This is a genomic window from Pararhizobium sp. P1_E7 (assembly GCF_056405855.1).
In genome coordinates this window covers 1-23,167 of the sequence record NZ_JBFUBH010000026.1, presented here as the reverse complement: position 1 = coordinate 23,167, position 23,167 = coordinate 1, and the positions used below count along the sequence as shown (strand labels likewise).

Genomic DNA, 23,167 nt, shown 5'->3' with positions numbered 1-23,167 from the left:
AGGACAAGCATATGACAAAGATCTGGAAAGAAACCGGCTTCGTGACCGACGATCCCTGGGTTGTCGAAACCGAGGAAACCAAGGCCGGCTCGAACGAGAAAGCCATTCTCGGCATCGATGCCTTCCTCGAAAAGGCATCGTCCGGTGATGGCGGGCTTGGCGTTTTGATCAATCCGGCCGACGACGTGACGCGTCTGCAGCCATTTCTGGAGCAGGTGTCGCTGATTGCTGTTGCCTTTCCGGCGTTCAACGACGGCCGGGCCTTCAGCCACGCATCGCTGCTGCGGGCCCGTCTGGGCTACGGCAAGGAAGTGCGCGCCGTCGGCGACGTGTTGATCGACCAGGTGCCGCTGATGCTGCGTTGCGGCATTGACAGTTTTGCCGTCAGCAACGAGACGGCTCTCAAGCGCCTGTCCGAAGGACGGCTGCCCGGCATCGATAATCACTATCAGCCGGCAGCCAAGCCATCGACGGACGCGAAGTCCTATAGGTGGCGCCGGGTTTCCTGAGGCCGCGACACACTGAAGCACGCATCAATCTGCAAAAGGCGCTATAATTGGAACGGATTTGCTTCCAAACCAGTGCCTTTTGGAATATCCGCTGATACCTGAAAGAACTGCACATCATTACAGGACCTGACGCCGAGATGAATGCTCCTGCCAAGATCGAAGAATTTGCCATAACCGTACCTGCCGGCGTGTTCGCTGAAACAGTGACGAAGGTCACCCATTACACGGACCGGCTGTTCAGTTTCCGCATGACGCGTCCGGCCGAATTCCGTTTCCGCTCCGGCGAATTTGCCATGATCGGCCTGATGGTCGACGGCAAACCGGTCTATCGCGCCTATTCGATTGCCAGCCCGGCCTGGGATGACGAGCTTGAATTCTTCTCGATCAAGGTTCCGGATGGCCCGCTGACCTCGCATCTGCAGGGTATCAAGCCGGGCGACCAGGTGCTGATGCGCAAGAAGCCGACCGGCACGCTGGTGCTTGACGCGCTCACGCCTGGCAAGCGCCTCTACATGTTTTCGACCGGCACCGGCATCGCGCCGTTTGCAAGCCTGATCCGCGATCCGGAAACCTTCGAGAAATTCGAAGAGGTGATCCTCACCCATACGACCCGCGACGTTGCCGAACTGAAGTACGGCTTCGACCTCATCGAGGAAATCCGCAATCACGAATTTCTGGCCGAACTGGTCGGCGACAAGCTGCGTCACTATGCGACGGTGACCCGCGAGGATTATCCATTCAAGGGTCGCATCACCAACCTGATGCGTGACGGCAAGTTCTTCTCCGATCTCAGCCTTCCGGCTTTCGATCCGGCGGTGGATCGCGGCATGATCTGCGGCTCGACCGAGATGCTGAAGGAAACCAAGGAAATTCTCGAGGCGGCCGGTTTGAACGAGGGCTCCAACAACAAGCCGGGCGAGTTCGTCATCGAACGTGCGTTCGTTGGCTGACGATTGATCGAGAAAACCGGGATGGAAAAGGGCGGTCTTCGGGCCGCTTTTTTTGTTTGGATGCAATCCGGGAGGGCAGGGCGGTTGCGCCGCGCCCAATGCATTCATCCGGTTTTCATGGCGCAGAAAGCACGGGAAGTGCTTGCCGGAGGCAGGCTGAGTAACCCAGGATTGCTTCAACCTGCGATCCCTTGGCCAGGTACAATTTCCCCGCAAACACAAAAGGTTGGGGTGCCGGGCGAATAAAGCCAACCGCAAAATCGTATCTTCCACAATAGCAGTTGACGAAGCTTGAGGGGCTTGCCAGTCTTGTCCCAGGGGCTCCGCGATTGCGGTGCGGTGAGGGATATTTGCGTGAGCGCGGGTGCTGTTCTTGTCTGGTCGCTGATGGGATTTGCGGGGCTCTTGGCCGTCCCTGCGGTCAGCCACACCAATGCGGGCACGACGTTTTCGCTGATGGCGTCCTCGATGGCGTTTACCGGCATGGCGCTCGCGCTGTTCATGGCGACGCGTCCGCCGTTCGTCGAGCGGCTTTTCGGCGGGCTTGACCGGATTTATCAGACGCATCGCCGGGTGGGCATCACGGTTCTGGTGCTGATCCTCGTGCACTATTTCATAACGCCGGATTTCAAGGGCCTGTCGCTGACCAGCGGGCTGAACAAGCTCGCAGCACAGGCGGGCAAGTATGCATTCTATGCCTTCGTGGTGCTTTTGGTGCTGAGTATCGTCAAGATCATCCCGAAAACCAAGATCGAGATCCCCTACCACTTCTGGCGGCTGACCCACCGTTTCATCGGCCTGCTGTTCATCATGGTCGCCTTCCACCAGACGTTCATCAAGCGGCCCTATGACGGCACCGCGATGCTGGCGACCTATCTCAACATTTTTGCGATGATCGGGACTGTGAGCTACATCTACACCCAGCTCTTCCCCTGGCTGCGCACGCGAACTTATGAAGTCATCGACGTGACGCGCCACGAGGGTGCAACGATCATATCCGCCCGCCCGACCCGGCGTCCGCTGCGCGCAAAGCCCGGCCAGTTCGGGTTCTTCCGGGTCAGCAAGCCGGGCCTGCGCGAGCCGCATCCCTTCACGATTGCCGGCATGGATGAAAATGGCGTGGTCCGTTTCGCCATCAAGCCGCTGGGCGACTATACCAAGGCCCTGCGGGAAGGACTTGCCGCCGGCGACCGGCTCAAGCTGGAGGGCGGCTATGGTCGCTTCAACCATCGCAGGGGCGGCAAGAAGCAGATATGGCTGGCCGGCGGCATCGGTGTGACACCCTTCCTTGCGATGGCGGGACGCCTGAAAGGTGACGAAGGCCAGGACATTCATATGGTCTATTGCGTGCGTGACCGCAGCGAGGCGATCGGCCTCGACACATTCGAGGCGCAGGCAGAAAAACTCTCGAATTTCAGTTTTACTTTGCATGATTCCAAAACCGACGGACGGCTCGATGCAGCCAAGCTTGCAGCATCGAGCGCCGTCGATCCGGCGGGGGCCGACCTCTGGTTCTGTGGGCCGCCGCCCTTACGAAAAGCCATCGAAAAGGGCCTGAAGGACCTCGGCAAGAAACCCAAACGGGTCGAGTTCGAGCAGTTCGAGTTCCGATAACGCGCCTCGCATATTTTGTCGTTTGAGAAAGCAAGGGGAACAAGCCATGCGCATGTTCGATCGACTGTCCGGGAAAATGATCCGCGGCCTGCCACGCCAGGCTTTGGCGATAGCGGCGGCGATTCTGGCTCTGACCCAGTGTCCCGCCACCGCGTCGGGGCGCGATGCTTTCACCGAGGACGCCTACGCGACCTACAAGGCCAACACCGACAACGGCAAGTATCTATTCAATGCCTCAGGCTGCGGCGCCTGCCATGGATCGGGCAGCAATACCCAGGTCCTATCCGGCGGACTGCAGATGGATACGGCGATCGGCAAGTTCTATGCACCGAACATCTCGCCGCATGCCAATGGCATTGGCGGCTGGAGCAATGCACAGTTCCTCAATGCGGTGATGCAAGGGATCGATCGCGAGGGCAACAATCTCTATCCAGTCATGCCCTACACCGCCTATGGCGGCATGAAGCCGGAGGATGTGCTCGATATCAAAGCCTATATCGACACGCTGATTGGGTCGGATGCGGTATCGCAGGAACACGAGATCGCCTTTCCCTATAGTCGCCAGACGACGATCACCCTGTGGAAACGCAGCCATTTCAACGTCCCGGAATATCAGTCGCGCGAAGAAACGCAGATGGAGCGTGGACGTTATCTCGTCGAAAACGTCGGTGGCTGCGGCGATTGCCATACACCGCGCACGACGACCTACGGGCTCGACCTGGAAAACGCCTATACGGGCGAAAAGGGCCTGACCGGCGCGGTAGCGCCGGATATTTCCAAGGCGAGGATGGCAGGGCTCGCCTCGCCGGAGGTGTTTACCGTCGGCCTGATCGACGAAGGCAAGAAACTGTCCGGTGCACCGCTGACAGACCCGGTGATGCGCGAGATCGCCCACGGGCTTTCGGCACTGACCGAGAAGGACCGCACGGCGATCTATGCCCTCCTGTCCGACCGTGAGGTCAAGCCGCCGCAGCCGGTGGCGCAATCGGCAACGGCGGTCTGCAAGGAAAGCACACCGGCCGCCGCCCTTGCCGGTGACAATGCGGCTCTGGCGACGCAGGCCGATGCCTTCATCGGGAAATATTGCCGCAACTGCCACGGCCCGGGCGAAAGCTCGCAAGGGTCTTATCCGGCCGGCGATCTGAATACGATTGCAGCCGACGCGGCTTTCGTCGTTCCGGGCGATGCCGCCAAATCCCGTCTGTTCACCTCGGTCACCAGCGGCCGCATGCCGCTTGGAAAACGGCCGTCTGCGGAAGAGGTCAAGAGCCTGGAGGACTGGATCAATTCGCTCAAGCAATCCGACCTGCCGCAAACTGCGGCAAGCAAACCCGATCGCACCCGTCCGATGCTGTCCTATCGCGACTTCATCGAGGCCGGGCTGAAGGATATTTCCACGGTCAACGATCTCGACCGGCAATACATGCGCTATTTCTCCTACCGCAACCAGTATAACGGCATGATGGGCTGCGAGGACGACAAGACCTTCATGAAGCGCATGGACGTGCTGGCTGGCGGCTTCAAGAAGCTTTTGAACTCGCTCTCCTACGGTCCCAAGGTGGTGCTGCCGCAAGAGGTCGAAGGCACCAACGGACTGATGGTCCGGGTCGATTTGCGCGATCTGCAATGGTCGGCTGACGACTATAATTTCCTGATCTCTCAATATTTCTACGGGGTCGATCCGGGCAGCGACGCGTCGCTTCTGGCGCTGACCAAGGAAACCGATACCGTCCTGCCGATCATGCGCATCGACTGGTTCATGGCCAATGCGGCCAAGCCGAAGATCTACAACCAGTTGATGAAGCTGCCGACACATATCCGCGAGCTCGAACAGCGGTTCCAGATCAACGTGGACGACAATATCCGCCGCCGTCAGGTGCTGCGGGCGGGCTTTGCCGATGGCTCGTCCGGTGTTTCCGACCACAACCGCATGCTTGAGCGCCACGAAATGCCGTTCGGCGGCTATTACTGGAAATCCTATGATTTCGGCGGCGATGTCGGCCGCCAGGTGCTGAAGCGCTTTCCGCAAGGGCCAAAGGAGCTTGAGCCGTTCGATGGCGGGCTGACTGCCTTCGAACATGACGGCGGCGAAATGATTTTCTCGCTGCCGAACGGTTTGCAGGGCTACTATCTGTCGACAGCGGCTGGCAAGCAGCTGGATGTCGGACCGACCTCGATCGTTTCCTTCCGGGAACGGCCGATCGGCAAGGGCGTAGAGATCATCAATGCCCGGTCCTGTTTCGACTGCCATGCCAACGGCATCCTGTCGAAGCGCGACCAACTGCGCGAACACATCCAGACATCGACGCTGTTCAACAAGGATCAGCAGGCCCTCCTGCTCGACATGTATGTGCCGCAGGAAGAGCTTGATGCCGCCTACAACAAGGACCGGCAGCGCTTCGTCGAGGCGCTGGTCAAGCTGGGCGTCACCGAACCGACGCCGGATGGCAGCGCCCAAAGCATGCAGGCGCCTGGCAATGCCGAACTCGTCACATATTTTGCCGACAAGTACGAGGATGAGCTCGATTTCGACGCTCTGTCAGCGGAATTCGATATGACCCCGGCCGAATTTTCCTCGGCTATCAAGCGAGTGGAAGATGTCGATACCCTGCGGCTCGGTATCGATTGGGTAACGACGCTGGAAGCGGGCGGAACCATCCCGCGGGCCGAAGTCGAGCAGCAGTTTCCGCTGCTGCTGCATCCTTTGATGCAGTTGAAGCCGCTCGATACGACCACGGTCCATGTGGCAGCGGCAAGCCAGAGCCAGGATGTGGCCGGTCAGACGGCACAGCCGGATTATGTCAAGGCCGAGACCGTCGTTGCGGCGACACCCGCCTATCGTCAGGAGCAGCCCGCTGACTACAACAAGCTCGAACTGGCGCTGCATGTCGCAACGACAACCGCAAGGGTCGGCGATCAATTGTCCTTCGAACTCAGCTCCAACAAGGCCTGCGAGCTGCAGATCCTCTATGTCGAGGAGACCGGAAACGTCGAGGTCATTCCGGATGCGATGATCGGCGATACGACACTTAAGGCAGGCGAAAAACGCCAGATCCCGCAGCCGGGCACCGGTAACCTGACTTTCGATACGCCGGCACCGGCCGAAACGATGATTGCCTATTGCCGCGAAGGCGGGCTTGGCGATCAGAAACTCTCGGTCGAGCGGGCGCGCCAGCTGGTGGCGGAATCGCATTTGCCGCCGACGCGCGGGCTGGCGATCAACCTGGCCAAGAAAGCCGAGGGCGACAACGGCGCCAGTGGCCTGCAGGTGGTGACGTTCGAGATCAAGCAATAGGGAAAGGGCCGGCCGCCGATGGGCGGCAGGCACTCTCGAACCGTATTTTTGCGTGGCATGGGAAGGCAGCGTCATGAAATTGAAGCTTTTGGCCGGAGCAGCGCTGCTGGCATTTTTCTTTGCCGGTACGGCTTTCGCGGCGTGCGATGCCTTGACGCAAATCGCTGAGGCCACCGATGCCGGTGATGAAGCGCTGGCCAAGCAGATTGCCGGCAGGCCGAAACCGGGTTGTACGACAGATGACAAGGCGATGATCAATCGCGTGGCGGCGCTCGCATCGTTCAACCGGATCGTCGGTGCTGTCGGGCAGGGTGCCAATCTGGCGGATTTCGAGCAAGAACTCGAGACGATCCGCACCAGCAATTCGGCCCCTTGGCAGGTCTTCGATGCGCTCGGCGATATCAACCGGGACCGCCGGGACTATGAGGCCGCGGCGCGTTACTATCAGCTGGCGCTGGAGGATGCCGCCAACGAGGTGTTGACGCCGGACTGGATGGCGCCGGACGACAAATACATTACCCGGCTCGATCATATGGCCACCGAGATGCGGCTTGCCGCACCCAAGCCGGTGACGCTTGCCATGCGGGGCGCCTGCAAGATCAGCTATCGCGGCGTCTCGCTGAAGAAGAAATCGACGCCGGTGCGCTACGTGTTCGGCACGGCGGAGTTTACCCCGGAGGGGTTGGTTTCGGCCAAGGACCTGTCGGAATGCCTGAAATCGGTGAAACCGACGACGATCACCCTGATCGGCCATACGGACACGGTCGGCGCAGCGGAGGCCAATCGGGTGCTGTCTCTGGAGCGCGCCGAGGCCCTGGCGCAGTATCTCGTCGCTCAAGGCTATGCAGGCGAATGGACGACTGTCGGCAAGGGCGAGGACGAGCCCTTCAAGGCGGATGATGCCAGTGCCTATGACGAGGAAACGCTGAACCAGATGAACCGGCGCGTTGAAGTCGATGTGGAGAACTGAATGATGCTGCGTGGTTTGTCGCTTGCCCTTCTCCTCTCCGTCGCACCGCTCGCTGCCGCATCGGCCAAGACCTATGCTCTGGTCGTCGGCGTCGATGCCTATCCCTACGAGGTGAGCCTGGATGGGGCCGTCAAGGATGCCAAAGACGTCGAAGGCGCCTTGCAGCGGGCTGGTGTTGATCAGATGGCGACGTTCTTCGATGCGACAGCTCGCAAGGACGATATTCGCGCGGCCTGGGCAGGCTTTGTCGATAGCGCCTCGCAAGGCGATACGATCATTTTCACCTATGCAGGGCACGGCGCACAGATGCCGGAGCTTGTTGCCGGGGATGAGGCCGACGGGCTCGACGAGTTTCTGCAATTGCCGGGATTTGATCGCGGCCGTGCTGCGGAAACCGACCACGAAATCATCGTCGATAACGAGCTGAATGCCTGGTTTTCCGAAGCTGAAGCAAAGGGCGTACAGGTTCTCTTCGTTTCCGACAGCTGCCATTCCGGCGGCATGAGCCGGTCGTTTTCCGGCAAGACACGCCTTGCCCATGCCGTCACCGTAAAACTGCCGCCGCCGTCGGACGAGGCGGTGTCCGGTGCTGCCGTAAAGGAAGCGCAGTTCCGTAAGGTCACGGTGCTCGCCGCCTCGCTGGAGAGCCAGCCGTCGCCTGAGGTCATCATCGGCGGTGAAGCGCGCGGCGCCTTGAGCTGGAGTTTTGCCCGCGCGGTGGAGGGATCGGCGGATCGCAATGGCGACGGCAAGATTTCGAGGGTGGAGCTGGAAGACTATGTCTTTGCCAATGTGAAGCATCAGTCCGAAGCCTTGCAGGTGCCGAACTTTACGCCGCAACTGCCGCGTTCCGAGGATGAAGTGGTTCTGCCGCTGACCCGGAGCGCTGTCGTGGCCGATCCGGGTGTAAAGAAGACCTACAAGCCTGTCCGGGAAACCGGCTGGGATGGTAAGCTTGCGCTATCCGTTGAGGCTTCCGATGTGGTGCCGGACAATACCGGCGGAAAGGGCGTACCCTATCGCTGGGATGCGGCAAGCGGAATTTTCTACACGCCGAATGGAGACGTTGCGGGCGAACATATCGATGCCGGCATGATCCAGTCCGTGGTGAACAAGTTTATCCTGCTCGACTTTCTAAAAGTCATGGCAAGCCAGAACCCGGGCGTCGTGTCCTTGACACCACAAAAAGACATCTATGCCGGTGGCGACAAGATTTCCTTCGATGCACCGGCGTCTGGCTACAAGAACATGGTTGTTTTCAATCTTGCCAATACCGGGCAGGTGCAGCTTCTGGATGTCCAGTCCGAGGGCACGGCGAGTGTCGAGTTCAAGCTCGCCAACCTGCAGGTCGTCGAACCCTTCGGTGCCGACCACCTGATCGTCATCTCCACCAATGAACCCATTGATGCGATTGGCGCGGCGCTGGCGAGCAAGAGTATCGATGCAGCCACCCTATTGCAGCTGTTGTCCACCCGCATCGACGGAACCGACACCAGCGTGGCGATCCAGCCGCTCTACACCCGGGAAAAACTGTGATGGCCGTTTTACGCACCGTACTGGCGCTATCGATATGTGCCGCCTTCCTGAGCGTAGGGGCGGCAAGCGCGGAAGACCGGGCTTTGCTGATTGGCATCGGCGCATATGAAAACCTGTCGGAGGACATGTTCCTGCACGGTCCGAAGAACGACGTGAAGGCTATTCAGCAGCTTTTGACCGGAACACTGTCCTTCAAGCCTGAGGCAATCCGGGTTCTGACCGACGAAAAAGCCACGAGAGAGGCGATGTTGTCGACGATGGACGAATGGCTTGTTACAGGAACCGCACCCGGCGACCGGGTCTATCTCTATTTCTCCGGCCATGGCCTGCAGGTCAAGGACGTCAGCGGCGATGAGGAGGACGGGATGGACGAGGCCATATCGACCTACGATATCAAGGCTGATGAGACCGACTGGACAAACGTCATCCTCGACGACGACCTTGAGGCAGTGCTTGCGAAATTGAAGGGCAGGGCGGTGACGCTGGTAATCGATGCCTGCCATTCAGGCACGATTTCCCGCTCATTGTCGCCGCAGGCGGCGTCAGGTTTGAAAGGCGCGCGTTATCTGCCGCGCCCGTTTGCCCGGGCGGCCACACAGCCGGCAACCAGGGGGCTTCGGATCGACCTTGGTGTCATCGACAAGCCGGCGCAGTTGACGGCCGGGGGACTTACCGCCTGGAGTGCCGCAGCAGCCTATCAGGTGGCCTGGGATGACGTTCGGCTGCCGGTCGAGGACCGTCACGGCGTTTTCACATCCGCTTACATAGCCGGCTACACACCCAGTGAGTCCGATGCGAACAACAATGGTCTGGTCAGCAATGCCGAGCTTTTCGAGTATGTGACGAAAAAATCGAAGGAATATTGCTCGGCGCTGGAGGATTGCGACAATCTCGATCCGCAGCTGGAAAGCGTGCCGGAAGCCCTCGGCGCGAGCATCGCCAAGCCTGAGGCGTACTCTGAACCATACGGGGCAGAACAGACGACTGCGGAAAAGCCTCAAGGACAGCCCGCGCCGGCCTACCAGGAAGTGAAGGTAGAGGCCGGCGTCGCGCCAGCCTATGTCGCTGCGGATCCCGTTATGGCCATGGGCGATATCGCCGGCAAGGCGGATAGCGGCGACGTGATGGTTTCGCTCGATCCAGGCCCGGTGCTGAAAAAAGGTCAGGCCTTCAAGATTTCGGTGACCAGCAAATATGACGGCAATCTCATCCTTCTGGATGTGAACGGTGACGGCATCGCCACGCAGATCTTTCCGAACGACATGGCGCAGAAAATCACGCCGCTTTCGGCCGGATCGGCGCTGACCATACCGGACGACTATTACGGTTTCGATTTCGAGGCTGACGGTCAAGGTGAGAACATGCTGGTCGCGATCGTCGTCAGCGATGCGGTGGAACTCAAGGATGTCGCGCCGTCGGCGCAGGGTCTCAATGCCGAACTCGATGCCCGCCAGTCGCTGAGCGCGATTATCGCCAGGCTTCAGAAGGTCTGGAGCGGTGACGCGGAAAACCGCGGCGTGCACTGGTCGCTGGGCACCCTGAAATACACCATCGAGTAATTGCCGGATCAAAGATCCTGAAAAGCAGAGAGGCCCGCGGCGAACGCCGCGGGCCTCTTTCGTTCGTTGGTAGGACTGTTTTGCCTCAGTGCAGGATCTGGCTGAGGAACAGCTTGGTGCGCTCGTGCTGCGGGTTGTCGAAGAAGGCCGCCGGTTCGTTCTGTTCGACGATCTGGCCCTGGTCCATGAAGATCACGCGGTTGGCGACCTGGCGGGCAAAGCCCATTTCGTGGGTGACGCAGATCATCGTCATGCCTTCTTCAGCAAGGCCCACCATGGTGTCGAGCACTTCCTTGATCATTTCCGGATCGAGCGCCGATGTCGGCTCATCGAACAGCATGACGCGCGGGTTCATGCACAGCGAGCGGGCAATCGCCACACGCTGCTGCTGACCGCCGGAGAGCTGGCCCGGATACTTGTTGGCCTGCTCGGGGATCTTGACGCGCTTGAGGAAGTGCATGGCGATTTCTTCCGCCTGTTTCTTCGGCATCTTGCGCACCCAGATCGGTGCCAGCGTGCAGTTTTCCAGGATCGTCAGGTGCGGGAAGAGATTGAAGTGCTGGAACACCATGCCGACTTCGCGGCGCACTTCGTCGATCTTCTTCAGGTCGTTGGTGAGCTCGATGCCGTCAACGACGATCTTGCCCTTCTGGTGTTCTTCCAGCCGGTTGATGCAGCGGATCATCGTCGATTTGCCGGAGCCGGATGGGCCGGCGACGACGATGCGCTCGCCGCGCATGACCTTCAGGTTGATGTCGCGCAGGACATGGAAATCGCCATACCACTTGTTCATGCCGGAAATTTCGACGGCGACATCCGTGGACGACACGGTCAGTTTTGATGCAAGGGCTTCAGCAGCCATAATATTCTCCCTCAATTGTTATCGTTTGTGGCCCTTGTCGAGCCTTCGTTCCATGAACCCTGAATAGCGCGACATGCCGAAGCAGAAAAGCCAGAAAGTGAATCCGGCGAAAACGAGACCCGACAGCGGCGTGACCGGCGATGCCCAGTTGGCGTCCGAGAAGTTCTGGCGGACGATGCCGAGCAGGTCGAACATGCCGATGATCGACACCAGCGATGTATCCTTGAACAGGCCGATAAAGGTGTTGACGATACCCGGGATGACCAGTTTCAACGCCTGCGGCAGGATGATCAGCCGCATCTTCTGCCAATAGCCGAGACCCAGCGAATCCGCACCTTCCGCCTGTCCTTTCGGGATCGCCTGCAGGCCGCCGCGCACCACTTCAGCCATATAGGCGGAAGCGAAGAACGACACCCCGATCAGCGCCCGCAGGAACTTGTCGACGGTCATGCCCTGAGGCAGGAACAACGGTAGCATGACGCTGGCCATGAACAGAACCGCGATCAACGGAATGCCGCGGACGAGTTCGATGAAGGCAGTGCAGATCAGCCGAATAACCGGCATTGCCGATCGTCGGCCAAGTGCCAGGATGATGCCGAAAGGCAACGACACGGCGATGCCGACGAAGGACAGGATCAGCGTTACCATCAGGCCRCCCCAGAGCGGCGTTTCCACATAGGGAAGGCCGAGCACGCCACCGAGCAGCAGAAAGAACGACACGAGGGGCAGCACGGCAAAGAGCAGGATCGCGTTCGGGCCCTTGTGCGGAATTTTCGGAATCAGCATCGGCACGAGCAGGGCAATGAACAGGACGCCGACCAGCGCCGGCCGCCAGCGTTCGTCAATCGGGTAGCGCCCGAAGAGGAACTGGTCGAATTTTGCACCGACGAACGCCCAGCAGGCGCCGCTCCAGCCTTCCGGCTGCGAGCCTCCTTGAGCGACTGTCGCGCAGACGCCGCGCCCGCCGCCTGTCCAGGAGGCGTCGATGAACAGCCATTTGATCGCCGGCGGCAGGAGCCAGGCAAGGAGCAGGACGGCAATGATCGTCAGCACCGTGTCCTTCGGCGTGGCGAAGAGGTTTTTCCGAAACCAGGCGATATAACCTTTTTCAAGCACGGGAGGTGCCGATTGGGCCAGCATGCTGGTGCGGACGAAATTGGTCTGGTGTGTGTTCATGATCTTATCTCTCCACCAGTGCCATCTTGGCGTTGAACCAGTTCATGAACAGCGATGTCGACAGGCTGAGCGTCAGATAGACGACGATCCAGATGCTGACGACTTCAACGGCCTGACCGGTCTGGTTGAGGATCGTACCACCGACGGCGACGAGATCGGAGTAGCCGACGGCGATGGCAAGCGACGAGTTCTTGGTCAGGTTGAGATACTGGCTGGTCAAAGGCGGGATGATGATCCGCATGGCCTGCGGCACCACGACCAGGCGGGTAGTGAGGCCCGACCGGATACCGAGCGCATGCGCGGCTTCCGATTGGCCATGGCTGACGCCGCGAATACCGGCGCGCACGATTTCGGCGATGAACGCCGCCGTATAGAAGGACAGCGCCAGAAACAGCGACAGGAATTCCGGTCCGACGACCGATCCGCCCGTCAGGTTGAATTTGCCGGCGACCGGAACGTCAAACGAAATCGGCGAGCCGGTGGCAAGGAATGTCAGGAGCGGCAGGCCGATCAGCAGGCCCAGGACGGTCCAGAGCACGGGCAGGCGCTTGCCTGTCTCCATCTGCTTTTTTCGCGCATATCGCGCAAAGACGATGCTGGCGATCACCGCGAGGACCAGAGCGTAGAAGATGAACTGTGCGCCGCTGTCGAAAACGGGCCGGGGGAAGGCGAGGCCACGGTTGTTGATATACATATTCAAGGGCAGCGCCACCGATTCCCGCGGCTGCGGCAGGACGGCGAGAACGCCCGAATACCAGAAGAAAATGACCAGCAACGGCGGAATGTTGCGGAAGACCTCGACATAAACCATCGACAGCTTGGCGATCAGCCAGTTCTTCGACAGCCGGCCGATACCAACCACAAAACCGATGATCGTCGCCGTGATAATGCCTGCAACGGCAACCAGGATGGTGTTGAAAAAACCCACCCAAAGCGCGCGGCCATAGGTCGAATCGCTGGAATACGCGATCAGCGATTGTCCGACGTCAAAGCCGGCCCGTCCGTTGAGGAAGCCGTAACCGGAAGCAATGTTTGCACGCTTCAGGTTTGCACTGGTGTTCACGGCGACCCAGTAGATGAAAATGGCCAGCAAAAGCAGCGTCACGGCCTGGAAGATGATGCCGCGGACTTTGGGATCGTTCAAAATTGAGCCGGTCGGCTTGTGCTTGCCGGGCGGTGTCGTGTGCTTGCCGGGCGGAATCGTGGCGTCGATCGTCATTTAGAGCCTCTTCATTCCCCTGATCGCCCTGTTTCGAGCGATTCTTATTTTTGGGAGAGAAAGCGGCCGGAGCCGCTTTCCGATTGTCGTATGGTCTTAGCGCACCGGCGGTGCGTACTGGATGCCGCCCTTGCTCCACAGAGCGTTCAGGCCGCGTTCGATCTTCAAGGGGCTGCCCGTGCCGATATTGCGGTCGAACACTTCGCCGTAGTTACCGACAGCCTTGATGATCTTGACGGCCCAATCGTTTTCGAGGCCGAGGTCGGTACCGATCTTGGTGTCCGCCTCAACGCCGAGGAAGCGCTGGATGTCCGGGTTGGCCGACTTCTTCATTTCCTCGACATTGGCCTGGGTGATGCCGAAGTCTTCGGCGCCGACAAGCGCGTAGTGAACCCAGGAAACGATGTCAAACCACTGATCATCACCCTGACGAACGGCCGGTCCGAGCGGTTCCTTGGAAATGATTTCCGGCAGAATGATGTGATCGTCCGGAGCCGCCAGCGTCAGGCGCAGCGAGTACAGGCCCGACTGGTCGGTCGTGTAGACGTCGCAACGGCCAGCGTCATAGGCCGCGTTCACTTCTTCGAGCTTTTCGAAGACGACCGGGTTGTACTGAAGGTTGTTGGCCTTGAAGTAGTCGGCAAGGTTCAGTTCGGTCGTCGTGCCGGTCTGAACGCAGACGGCAGCACCCGACAGTTCAAGCGCCGACTTCACGTTCAAAGACTTGCGGACCATGAAGCCCTGGCCGTCGTAATAGTTGACCGGGCGGAAGTTGAAGCCGAGTGCTGTGTCGCGGTTGATCGTCCAGGTCGTGTTACGGGCCAGAACGTCGACTTCGCCGGACTGCAGCGCCGGGAAGCGGTCCTTGGCGGAGGTCGGAGTATACTTCACCTTGGTCGGGTCGCCGAAGATGGCGGCAGCAATCGCCTTGCAATAGTCGACGTCGAAGCCGCTCCAGTTGCCGGAAGCGTCGGGGGAGGCAAAGCCGGTCAGTCCGGTGTTGACGCCGCATTGAAGGAAGCCCTTCGCCTTAACGTCGCTGAGCGTCGTTGCCGATGCTGCCTGGGCGCCAATCCCCATGACGGCAGCGCCGATGAGCGCTGTCAGAACTCTTTTTGCCATTTTTAGAACCTTTTTCTGTTGTCTTTGTTCTTATTCCGCACAGCTGCGCCTGGACGCAGCTACGGCCCCCGCCACCCTCCTGGCGCGAGTACCGTCTATCTCATGCTCAAAACCGCGCAGGGTCAAGATACGTTGCCGATTTTCCGGGCCGCGCTGCCAGAATCGTTTATTGCGCCGCATGTTTAGGCAGTTTTCGACTGTTTGTTCCGTTGTTTTGTTTAAAAAATCGTCAGAAACGGAGTTTTTCCACGTTTGCGCGTCAGTGCCGCACCGGAAGTCCCTTGACCCCTCGGTCCGGCGGGCGGAAAAGTGCTCGGATATGTAATTTCACAGGCGGACCGTATCCCATGAATGAAAAGAATGATTTTCTCGCCGGCGCCGGCGTGAACACCCGGTTGTCCCATATCGGCAACTCGCCCTCCGATTTTCATGGCTTCGTCAATCCGCCCGTCGTGCACGCATCCACGGTATTGTTTCCAAACGCAAAAGCCATGGAAACCAAGTCGCAGAAATACACCTATGGGACGCGCGGAACGCCGACCACCGACGCGTTGTGCGAGGCGATCGATGCGCTGGAAGGTTCGGCAGGCACGATCCTCGTACCCTCGGGCCTTGCCGCCGTCAGCGTGCCGTTGCTGGCATTCCTGTCCGCCGGCGATCATGCGCTGATCGTCGATTCGGTCTATTTCCCGACCCGGCATTTCTGCGACACGATGCTGAAGAGGCTGGGGGTCGCCGTCGAATATTACGACCCGATGATCGGCGCCGGCATCGAAGGCCTGATCAAGCCGAATACCAGGCTTGTGCATACCGAAGCGCCGGGCTCCAACACCTTCGAGATGCAGGATATCCGGGCGATTTCCGCGGTCGCCCATCGCCACGGATGCGTGGTGACGATGGACAATACCTGGGCGACACCGCTCTATTTCAAGCCGCTGGACCACGGTGTCGATATATCGATCCACGCGGCCACCAAATATCCCTCCGGTCATTCCGATGTTCTGATGGGGACGGTCTCCGCCAATGCGGCCCATTGGGAGCGGCTGCTGGACGCCCATGGCGCTCTTGGGATTTGCGGCGCACCCGATGACAGCTACCAGATTTTGCGGGGCCTGCGAACGATGGGTATCCGTCTTGAGCGCCATCAGGAAAGCACGCTCAACATCGCCCGCTGGCTCGAGGAACGCGACGACGTTGCGCGCGTCCTGCACCCGGCGCTGCCGAGCTTTCCGGGTCATGAGCTGTGGAAGCGCGATTTTACCGGATCGAGCGGCATTTTCTCGTTTGTCCTCAAGGCCGAAAGCCCGGAGCAGTTCAAGCCGAAAGCGCATGCCTTCCTGGACGCCCTGTCGATTTTCGGGCTCGGCTGGTCCTGGGGCGGCTTTGAAAGCCTTGCCGTTCACGTCGGTCTTTCCGACCGCAAAATCTGCAAGGCGCCAAGCGAAGGCCCTGTCATCCGGCTGCAGATCGGACTTGAGGACGTGGCGGATCTGCGCAGGGACATCGAAGCCGGCTTTGCTGCTGCCAAAGCCGTCTGAAGCCGCATACCAGGTCTCTATCATCGAGACTTGGTATCAGTCCTTCGGCTCGTATCCGTAGAGCCAGTCAAAATCGGCGGCCAGGCTTTCCGGCCGCCGCACAGACAGGACCAGATCACGCCCGAGCCGTATTGGGCCGCGGGCGTGGTAGGCAAAGCGATTGAAGGCGCCGCGGGAGCGGACGCGCGCGACCCGGTTTTGGCGGTGGCCGGCAAAGGCGGCGAGGGACTGTCCGCCAGCCACGAAAGACGCAAGCTCAAACGCATCCTCGATCGCCATCGCGGCACCCTGGGCGGCAAACGGCATCATCGCATGGGCTGCATCCCCGATCAGAACGACCTCGTCGCCCCGGTGCCATGCGCCGGCACTCATTTCGTAGAGTGGCCAGGTCGTCGGCTCCACGGCCGTTTGCAGAATGCCGGTGATCCCGGGATGCCAGCCGGAAAAGGCACCCATCAGCCTGTGCTTTGCTTCATCTAAGGGCAGGGCGCGGTCCCATGTTTTTCCAGAATCGGCCCCGCCGCTGATCGCCACGATGTTGAATGTGTGTTTTTGCGGCAGCGGATAGACGACGAGATGGCAGCCGTTGCCGAGAAATGCGGTGACTTTCGCGGCGTCGAAGAAAACGGGAGCGTTCGCCTCACCCAACGTCAGTCTCCAGGCAACGTTGCCTGAGAACGTCGCTTTTCCAGCGCCTTGCACGTGTTGTCTGAGACTGGACCAGACGCCGTCGGCACCGACGATCAAACGCGGCTCTGTGCCGATGATCTCAGCGATGGAGGTCGGGCTTTCGATCTGCCGGCCAAGATGAAGAAGGCACAACGGATTGGCGTTGACTGCATCGAGCAGCATTGTCTGCAGGTCGGCCCTGTGGAGGACACCATAGGGCGCATGCCAGCGCTTGCGCGCGAAGGTACCGGAAGGGACGGCGGCAATCGTCCGCAGCGAACCGCCATCGACGAGATTGATCGTTTCGGGTTCGCTCCAGACCCCTTCAAGCCGTTCAGCTAAGCCCAGCCGTATCAGAATGCGTGTTGCATTGGGAGACAGTTGAAGCCCGGCGCCGGCTTCCGTCAGGATGCCGGTCCGTTCGAAGATTTCGGTGGGAATGCCCTTGCGGGCGAAACTGAGGGCGGCAGTCAGGCCGGCTATGCCGGCCCCGGCAATTGCGACGGGCGTGCCCTGTTTCATATCAGCGAAGCCGCCGCTCAGGCCGCCTTCACATTGAACGTGCAGCCGTCCGGTGCCGTCTGGTCCGCATGGAGCTTGGCGTTATAGCGGTACAGCGTCGAGCAGTAGGAACAGACTTTTTCGTTGTCGTCGCCCATGTCGATATAGATGTGTGGATGGTCGAAAGGCACGGAGGCACCCGTGCACATGAATTCCTTGACGCCGACCTCGATGACCGCGTGGCCGCCATCGTTTTGAAAGTGGGGAATACCGTGCGCGGCCATGTGATGCTCCGTCGTGTAGAAGAATAGTCGAATTTGGCCGCACCATAGAAAGCTTTGCGTCAAAAGTGTAGCGGCAAAGATGCCGCGCCTGTGGGTTTTTTGGCGTGCCGGGGTTTTCCCGGCGCAGCCGCTATCATAGGTTCGCTCAAAACAGGACGCATGCCATGGATCTGAACCCACCCGCCTTTTCGACCTTCACTCATGACGGCCTGTCGATCGCCTATTTCGACGAGGGCGATCCGTCCGGCGATCCGATCCTGCTGATCCATGGATTTGCCTCCAGCGCCAATGTGAACTGGGTCTATCCGGGTTGGCTGAAGACGCTGGGCGATGCCGGATACCGGGTCATTGCGCTGGACAATCGCGGCCACGGTGCCAGCGGCAAGCCGCATGATCCCTCAGTCTATCATCCGCAGGCAATGGCTGGCGACGCCGTGGCGCTGCTTGATCATCTCGGTATCGCCGAAGCGCATGTGATGGGTTATTCGATGGGCGCCCGCATTTCGGCGTTCCTGACGCTGGCGCATCCGAACCGCGTGCGGTCTCTCGTTCTCGGTGGACTGGGTATCGGCATGGTGACCGGCGTTGGCGACTGGGATCCGATCGCCGATGCGCTGAACGCGCCCTCCCTCGACGAGGTGACCCATGAGCGGGGACGGATGTTCCGCGCCTTTGCCGACCAGACGAAAAGCGACCGCAAGGCACTCGCCGCCTGCATCTCCACTTCGCGCGACCTGTTGTCGGTTGACGATGTCGGCCGCATCGATGTGCCGGTGTTGATCGCTGTGGGTACCAAGGACGACATCGCGGGTTCACCGCAGGAGCTGGCCGCCCTTATTCCGCATGCCTTGGCGCTGGACATTCCCGGCCGCGATCACATGCTTGCCGTTGGCGACAGGGTCTTCAAGAAGGCCGCGCTTGAGTTTTGGGCCAAGGTCGGGCAAGCGTAACGCCTATACCAAGCGTTTTAAGCGTCTATTTCGGAGCGGCCATTTATATCCAGCGCGATTTGGCCTATATCTGGGGGATAGACGGACTACGAAGGAGAGTGGCGATGGTCGCCAGGACTGACATACGCCCGACCGAAACCGTGAAGATCATGGACCCGATCTGGGATAGTCTGCAGGAAGAGGCGCGGATCGCTGCCCAGCAGGATCCCCTGCTTGCGGCGTTCCTCTATTCCACGATCATCAACCAGCGTTCGCTTGAAGACAGCGTCATCTACCGGATCTGCGAACGGCTCGATCATCCCGACCTTCAGGCCAATCTTCTGCGCCAGACCTTTGCCGAAATGCTCGAAGACTGGCCGGAATGGGGCAGCATCCTGCGCGTCGACATTCAGGCCGTCTACGACCGCGATCCCGCCTGCACGCGTTTTCTGGAGGCAATCCTCTATTTCAAGGGGTTCCACGCCATCCAGACGCACCGTCTGGCGCATTGGCTGATAAACCGCGGTCGGCGCGATTTCGCGCTCTACCTTCAGAGCCGTTCTTCCTCGGTTTTCCAGACCGATATCAATCCGGCAGCGCGTGTCGGCAAGGGAATTTTCCTTGACCACGCGACAGGGCTTGTGGTGGGCGAAACCGCTGTTATCGGCGACAACGTTTCCATCCTGCACGGCGTCACCCTCGGCGGCACCGGCAAGGAAGGGAGCGACCGTCACCCGAAGATCGGCAATGGCGTGCTGATCGGCGCTGGCGCAAAAATTCTCGGCAATATCCATATCGGCAACTGCTCGCGCGTTGCCGCGGGCTCCGTCGTGCTCAAGGAGGTTCCCGCAAAAACCACCGTCGCCGGGGTTCCGGCCCGTGTCGTCGGCGAAGCCGGATGTTCGGAGCCGTCCCGCTCCATGGATCAGTTGCTGGTTTCCTTCGAGATCTGAGCGATTTGCCGGTTGGCTGCCGGCCGGGGGTTTACACCGATTGAGCCTCTGTGCCAGAAGCGGCGCAAATCAAACCGTCGCAAATCAAATCGTCATGGAGAAGAGTCTTGAAGCCCGAAGAAATCAAAAAGCTCGAAGCCTATTTCAAGCGTACCTTCAATCAGGCAATGGTCATCAAGGCACGCCCGAAGAAGGACGAATCCGCTGAGGTTTACCTGGGCGACGAGTTTCTGGGCGTTGTTTTCCGGGACGAGGAAGACGGCGAACTGTCGTACAACTTTTCGATGGCGATCCTCGATATCGACCTGTAAGTGCGATCCTCGGTTGAATGCCTGAATTTGACCCGGCCCTGATATTCAGGCCGGGTTTTTTGTTAAAATCATACTTTTGTTTATTTTTTCCGCAAAATTTGGCCGATTTTCCGGTCTTTCATCAAGCTGTTGCAATCAAAGCATTTTATCGCACTGCACGTCTACATTGACTTTATTGTGCAGTGCACATAGATTGTTGCTATTGCGAGCGTCACCAAAAAGGAGCAGCCTGATGTTCAATTTCGAAGATGCGAATAAGAAGAGCAAGGAAACGATGGACGCGATGTCGAAGAGCTATGCGTCGCTGACGAAGGCTTTCCAGGCAATCGCCACCGAAGCCGCCGACTACTCCAAGAAGGCCTTTGAAGACAGCGTTGCCCATATCGAGAAGATCAGCACCGTCAAGAGCGTCGAAGCCGCTTTCGAGCTGCAAACCAGCTACCTGAAGTCGGCTTACGAAGGTTATGTCGCCGAGGCCACCAAGATCGGCGAAATGTATGCCGATCTCGCCAAGGATGCCTACAAGCCCTATGAAGCGCYGGTTGCCAAGGCAGCGGCCGCTGTGAAGGCCGCCGCGGCTGCCGCGGCCGCTTAAGCAGCCAGTATCCCATATTTTCAGCACTGAAAAACCGGTTGCGCTTTCTGCAGCCGGTTTTTTGTTGTCTATCCGGGAGATTGGCGGCAGGCAGCCCCAAGAAAGTTGATCAATCTTGTGCCTCACCGCGCAAATATGATTGCAGTGCAGACGAACAGCCTTAAAATCTGAAAAAGAACCACTAGATTATGTGTCACGAACAGGCCGCGAATTCCTCCCAAGCATTTGCGGCTGGACAAGGGAATGAAGTAGAATGATCGCCACGCCGGTCCGGATGCAAAAAGACAGCGACGGGGATGGGGGCAATGCCAACCGTGGCACGTCCGTCATCACTCGGACAAAGCCGAAGACCAAGAAGCCGAGCCTTTATCGCGTGCTGCTTCTGAATGACGACTACACGCCGATGGAGTTCGTGATCCACATCCTGGAGCGTTTTTTCCAGAAGGACCGCGAGGCGGCAACTCTGATCATGCTGCACGTTCACAATCACGGCGTGGGTGAATGCGGTGTTTTCACCTACGAAGTTGCCGAAACCAAAGTGACGCAGGTGATGGATTTCGCCCGCGAGCATCAGCACCCGCTGCAATGCGTCATGGAAAAGAAATGAGGAACTGACGTGCCAACATTTTCAACAAGCCTTGAAAAGGCTCTGCACCAGGCTCTGACGCTGGCCAATGAGCGCCATCACGAATATGCGACCCTGGAGCACCTCCTGTTGGCATTGATCGACGATGCCGATGCGGCGGCCGTCATGGGCGCGTGCAACGTCAATCTCGACGCCCTGCGCAAGACCGTCTCCGATTATGTCGACAATGAACTCGGCAACCTGGTGACCGGCTATGACGAGGATTCCAAGCCGACGGCGGGCTTCCAGCGCGTCATCCAGCGCGCGGTGATTCATGTCCAGTCGTCCGGGCGCGAGGAAGTGACAGGCGCCAATGTGCTTGTTGCCATCTTCGCCGAGCGCGAAAGCCATGCCGCCTACTTCCTGCAGGAGCAGGAGATGACGCGCTACGACGCCGTCAACTTCATCTCGCACGGTATCGGCAAGCGCCCCGGCGCATCCGAATCGCGCCCGCCGCGCGGTGCCGATGAGCCGGAATCCGAACAGAAGGCATCGCGTGAGCAGGACGAAAGCGGTCCAAAGAAGCAGCAGGATGCGCTGACGGCCTATTGCGTCAACCTCAATGAGAAGGCCAAGGTCGGCAAGATCGACCCGCTGATCGGCCGCCATGCCGAGGTCAATCGTACGATCCAGATCCTGTGCCGCCGTTCCAAGAACAATCCGCTCTATGTTGGCGACCCCGGCGTCGGCAAGACCGCGATCGCCGAAGGCCTGGCCAAGCGTATCGTCGAGAAGAAGGTTCCCGAAGCGTTGCAGGACGCGACGATCTTCTCGCTCGACATGGGCACGCTGCTCGCCGGTACCCGCTACCGTGGTGATTTCGAAGAGCGCCTGAAGCAGGTCGTCAAGGAACTGGAAGAATATCCGGGTGCCGTGCTTTTCATCGATGAGATTCATACCGTGATCGGTGCCGGTGCGACATCCGGCGGCGCGATGGATGCATCCAACCTGTTGAAGCCGGCGCTGTCTTCGGGCGCGATCCGTTGCATCGGATCGACCACTTACAAGGAATATCGCCAGTTCTTCGAAAAGGACCGTGCGCTGGTGCGCCGGTTCCAGAAAATCGATGTCAGCGAACCGACGATCGATGACGCCATCGAGATCATGAAGGGCCTGAAGCCTTACTTCGAAGACTATCACAAGCTGAAATACTCGAACGAGGCGATCAAGTCGGCCGTCGAGCTTTCGGCCCGCTACATCAACGACCGCAAGCTGCCGGACAAGGCCATCGACGTGATCGACGAGACAGGTGCGGCGCAGATGCTGCTGCCCGTGGGCAAGCGCCGCAAGCTGATCACCGAAAAGGAAATCGAAGCGACGATCGCAACGATGGCCCGCATTCCGCCGAAATCCGTTTCCAAGGATGACGAGGCCGTTCTCGCCAACCTGGAAAAGGAACTGCGCTCGGTCGTCTACGGCCAGGACCTGGCAATCGAGGCGCTTGCGTCGGCGATCAAGCTGGCACGTGCGGGTCTGCGCGAACCGAACAAGCCGATCGGCTCCTACGTGTTCTCCGGCCCGACCGGCGTCGGCAAGACCGAAGTCGCCAAGCAGCTTGCAGCCTCGCTCGGCGTCGAGCTTATCCGGTTCGACATGTCGGAATATATGGAACGCCATACCGTTTCGCGGCTGCTCGGGGCACCTCCCGGCTATGTCGGCTTCGACCAGGGCGGCCTTTTGACCGACAGCATCGACCAGCATCCGCATTCGGTTCTGCTGCTCGACGAAATCGAGAAGGCGCATCCGGACCTGTTCAACATCCTGTTGCAGGTCATGGACCATGGCTCGCTGACCGACCATAACGGCAAGAAGATCGACTTCCGCAACGTCATCCTGATCATGACGACCAATGCGGGTGCGTCCGAAATGGCAAAGGCTGCGTTCGGTTTCGGCTCGGCCAAGCGCGAGGGCGACGATGTGGAGGCGCTGAACCGTCTGTTCACTGTTCAC

The 23,167-nt window shown here is 59.5% G+C and carries 20 protein-coding genes; 14 read left to right on the top strand and 6 right to left on the bottom strand.

Features of this window, described 5'->3' with window-relative positions; all coding sequences use genetic code 11:
• Positions 1-11 precede the first annotated feature (11 nt).
• From AC1D17_RS19845 to AC1D17_RS19815, 7 genes are all read left to right on the top strand, one after another.
• Complete coding sequence (locus tag AC1D17_RS19845; RefSeq protein ID WP_477567050.1) at positions 12-509, top strand: DUF934 domain-containing protein; 498 nt, start codon at positions 12-14, stop codon at positions 507-509.
• Positions 510-646: 137 nt separating this feature from the next.
• Positions 647-1,459, top strand: coding sequence for a ferredoxin--NADP reductase (locus tag AC1D17_RS19840; protein WP_477567049.1), 813 nt, complete (start codon positions 647-649; stop codon positions 1,457-1,459).
• Between the two features lie 354 nt (positions 1,460-1,813).
• A complete protein-coding gene (locus AC1D17_RS19835; protein ID WP_477567048.1) occupies positions 1,814-3,073 on the top strand; it encodes a ferredoxin reductase family protein in 1,260 nt (419 codons plus the stop codon).
• A gap of 46 nt (positions 3,074-3,119) precedes the next feature.
• On the top strand, positions 3,120-6,368 hold the full coding sequence (locus tag AC1D17_RS19830; protein WP_477567047.1) for a c-type cytochrome: 3,249 nt from the start codon (positions 3,120-3,122) through the stop codon (positions 6,366-6,368).
• A 73-nt stretch (positions 6,369-6,441) separates the two neighbouring features.
• Positions 6,442-7,338 (top strand): OmpA family protein, encoded by an 897-nt coding sequence (locus AC1D17_RS19825; RefSeq protein WP_477567046.1) that lies wholly within the window; start codon positions 6,442-6,444, stop codon positions 7,336-7,338.
• Positions 7,339-8,874 carry a caspase family protein gene (locus tag AC1D17_RS19820; RefSeq protein WP_477567045.1) on the top strand — a complete coding sequence of 512 codons (1,536 nt, stop codon included), beginning with the start codon at positions 7,339-7,341 and terminating at the stop codon, positions 8,872-8,874.
• Positions 8,874-10,433, top strand: coding sequence for a caspase family protein (locus tag AC1D17_RS19815; protein WP_477567044.1), 1,560 nt, complete (start codon positions 8,874-8,876; stop codon positions 10,431-10,433). The genes AC1D17_RS19820 and AC1D17_RS19815 overlap by 1 nt, the downstream gene beginning before the upstream one ends.
• An 85-nt stretch (positions 10,434-10,518) precedes the next feature.
• On the opposite strand, the gene AC1D17_RS19810 is transcribed toward AC1D17_RS19815, so the two are convergent.
• The 4 genes from AC1D17_RS19810 to AC1D17_RS19795 all read right to left on the bottom strand — a co-directional run bounded on the left by AC1D17_RS19810 (position 10,519) and on the right by AC1D17_RS19795 (position 14,812).
• Entirely contained in the window at positions 10,519-11,295 is a 777-nt protein-coding gene (locus tag AC1D17_RS19810; protein WP_477567043.1) for an amino acid ABC transporter ATP-binding protein, read from the bottom strand.
• Positions 11,296-11,313: 18 nt separating this feature from the next.
• Positions 11,314-12,471: an amino acid ABC transporter permease gene (locus tag AC1D17_RS19805; protein WP_477567042.1), complete on the bottom strand. Its 1,158-nt coding sequence runs from the start codon at positions 12,469-12,471 to the stop codon at positions 11,314-11,316.
• 4 nt (positions 12,472-12,475) lie between these two features.
• A complete protein-coding gene (locus AC1D17_RS19800; RefSeq protein WP_477567041.1) occupies positions 12,476-13,690 on the bottom strand; it encodes an amino acid ABC transporter permease in 1,215 nt (404 codons plus the stop codon).
• A gap of 96 nt (positions 13,691-13,786) precedes the next feature.
• The gene (locus AC1D17_RS19795; RefSeq protein ID WP_477567040.1) at positions 13,787-14,812 is read right to left on the bottom strand and encodes an amino acid ABC transporter substrate-binding protein; all 1,026 of its coding nucleotides are present in this window, start codon (positions 14,810-14,812) and stop codon (positions 13,787-13,789) included.
• A 347-nt stretch (positions 14,813-15,159) separates the two neighbouring features.
• On the opposite strand from AC1D17_RS19795, the gene AC1D17_RS19790 reads away from it, so the two are divergent.
• Entirely contained in the window at positions 15,160-16,350 is a 1,191-nt protein-coding gene (locus AC1D17_RS19790) for a cystathionine beta-lyase (protein WP_477567039.1), read from the top strand.
• 36 nt (positions 16,351-16,386) lie between these two features.
• On the opposite strand, the gene AC1D17_RS19785 is transcribed toward AC1D17_RS19790, so the two are convergent.
• On the bottom strand, positions 16,387-17,541 hold the full coding sequence (locus AC1D17_RS19785; RefSeq protein ID WP_477567038.1) for an FAD-dependent monooxygenase: 1,155 nt from the start codon (positions 17,539-17,541) through the stop codon (positions 16,387-16,389).
• Between the two features lie 17 nt (positions 17,542-17,558).
• Positions 17,559-17,804 carry a zinc-finger domain-containing protein gene (locus tag AC1D17_RS19780; RefSeq protein ID WP_477567037.1) on the bottom strand — a complete coding sequence of 82 codons (246 nt, stop codon included), beginning with the start codon at positions 17,802-17,804 and terminating at the stop codon, positions 17,559-17,561.
• Between the two features lie 164 nt (positions 17,805-17,968).
• Here AC1D17_RS19780 and AC1D17_RS19775 point away from each other — a divergent pair, with 164 nt between their 5' ends.
• From AC1D17_RS19775 to clpA, 6 genes are all read left to right on the top strand, one after another.
• Positions 17,969-18,754: an alpha/beta fold hydrolase gene (locus AC1D17_RS19775; RefSeq protein ID WP_477567036.1), complete on the top strand. Its 786-nt coding sequence runs from the start codon at positions 17,969-17,971 to the stop codon at positions 18,752-18,754.
• Between the two features lie 104 nt (positions 18,755-18,858).
• The gene (cysE, locus tag AC1D17_RS19770; RefSeq protein WP_264218929.1) at positions 18,859-19,686 is read left to right on the top strand and encodes a serine O-acetyltransferase; all 828 of its coding nucleotides are present in this window, start codon (positions 18,859-18,861) and stop codon (positions 19,684-19,686) included.
• 107 nt (positions 19,687-19,793) lie between these two features.
• Positions 19,794-19,997 carry a DUF3126 family protein gene (locus AC1D17_RS19765; protein WP_068955492.1) on the top strand — a complete coding sequence of 68 codons (204 nt, stop codon included), beginning with the start codon at positions 19,794-19,796 and terminating at the stop codon, positions 19,995-19,997.
• A gap of 232 nt (positions 19,998-20,229) precedes the next feature.
• Positions 20,230-20,592, top strand: coding sequence for a phasin family protein (locus AC1D17_RS19760; protein WP_477567035.1), 363 nt, complete (start codon positions 20,230-20,232; stop codon positions 20,590-20,592).
• A gap of 253 nt (positions 20,593-20,845) precedes the next feature.
• Positions 20,846-21,199: an ATP-dependent Clp protease adapter ClpS gene (gene clpS / locus AC1D17_RS19755; protein ID WP_455271789.1), complete on the top strand. Its 354-nt coding sequence runs from the start codon at positions 20,846-20,848 to the stop codon at positions 21,197-21,199.
• 9 nt (positions 21,200-21,208) lie between these two features.
• Positions 21,209-23,167, top strand: a 1,959-nt coding sequence (gene clpA / locus AC1D17_RS19750) for an ATP-dependent Clp protease ATP-binding subunit ClpA (RefSeq protein ID WP_477567034.1), incomplete at its 3' end; no start/stop codon positions are given.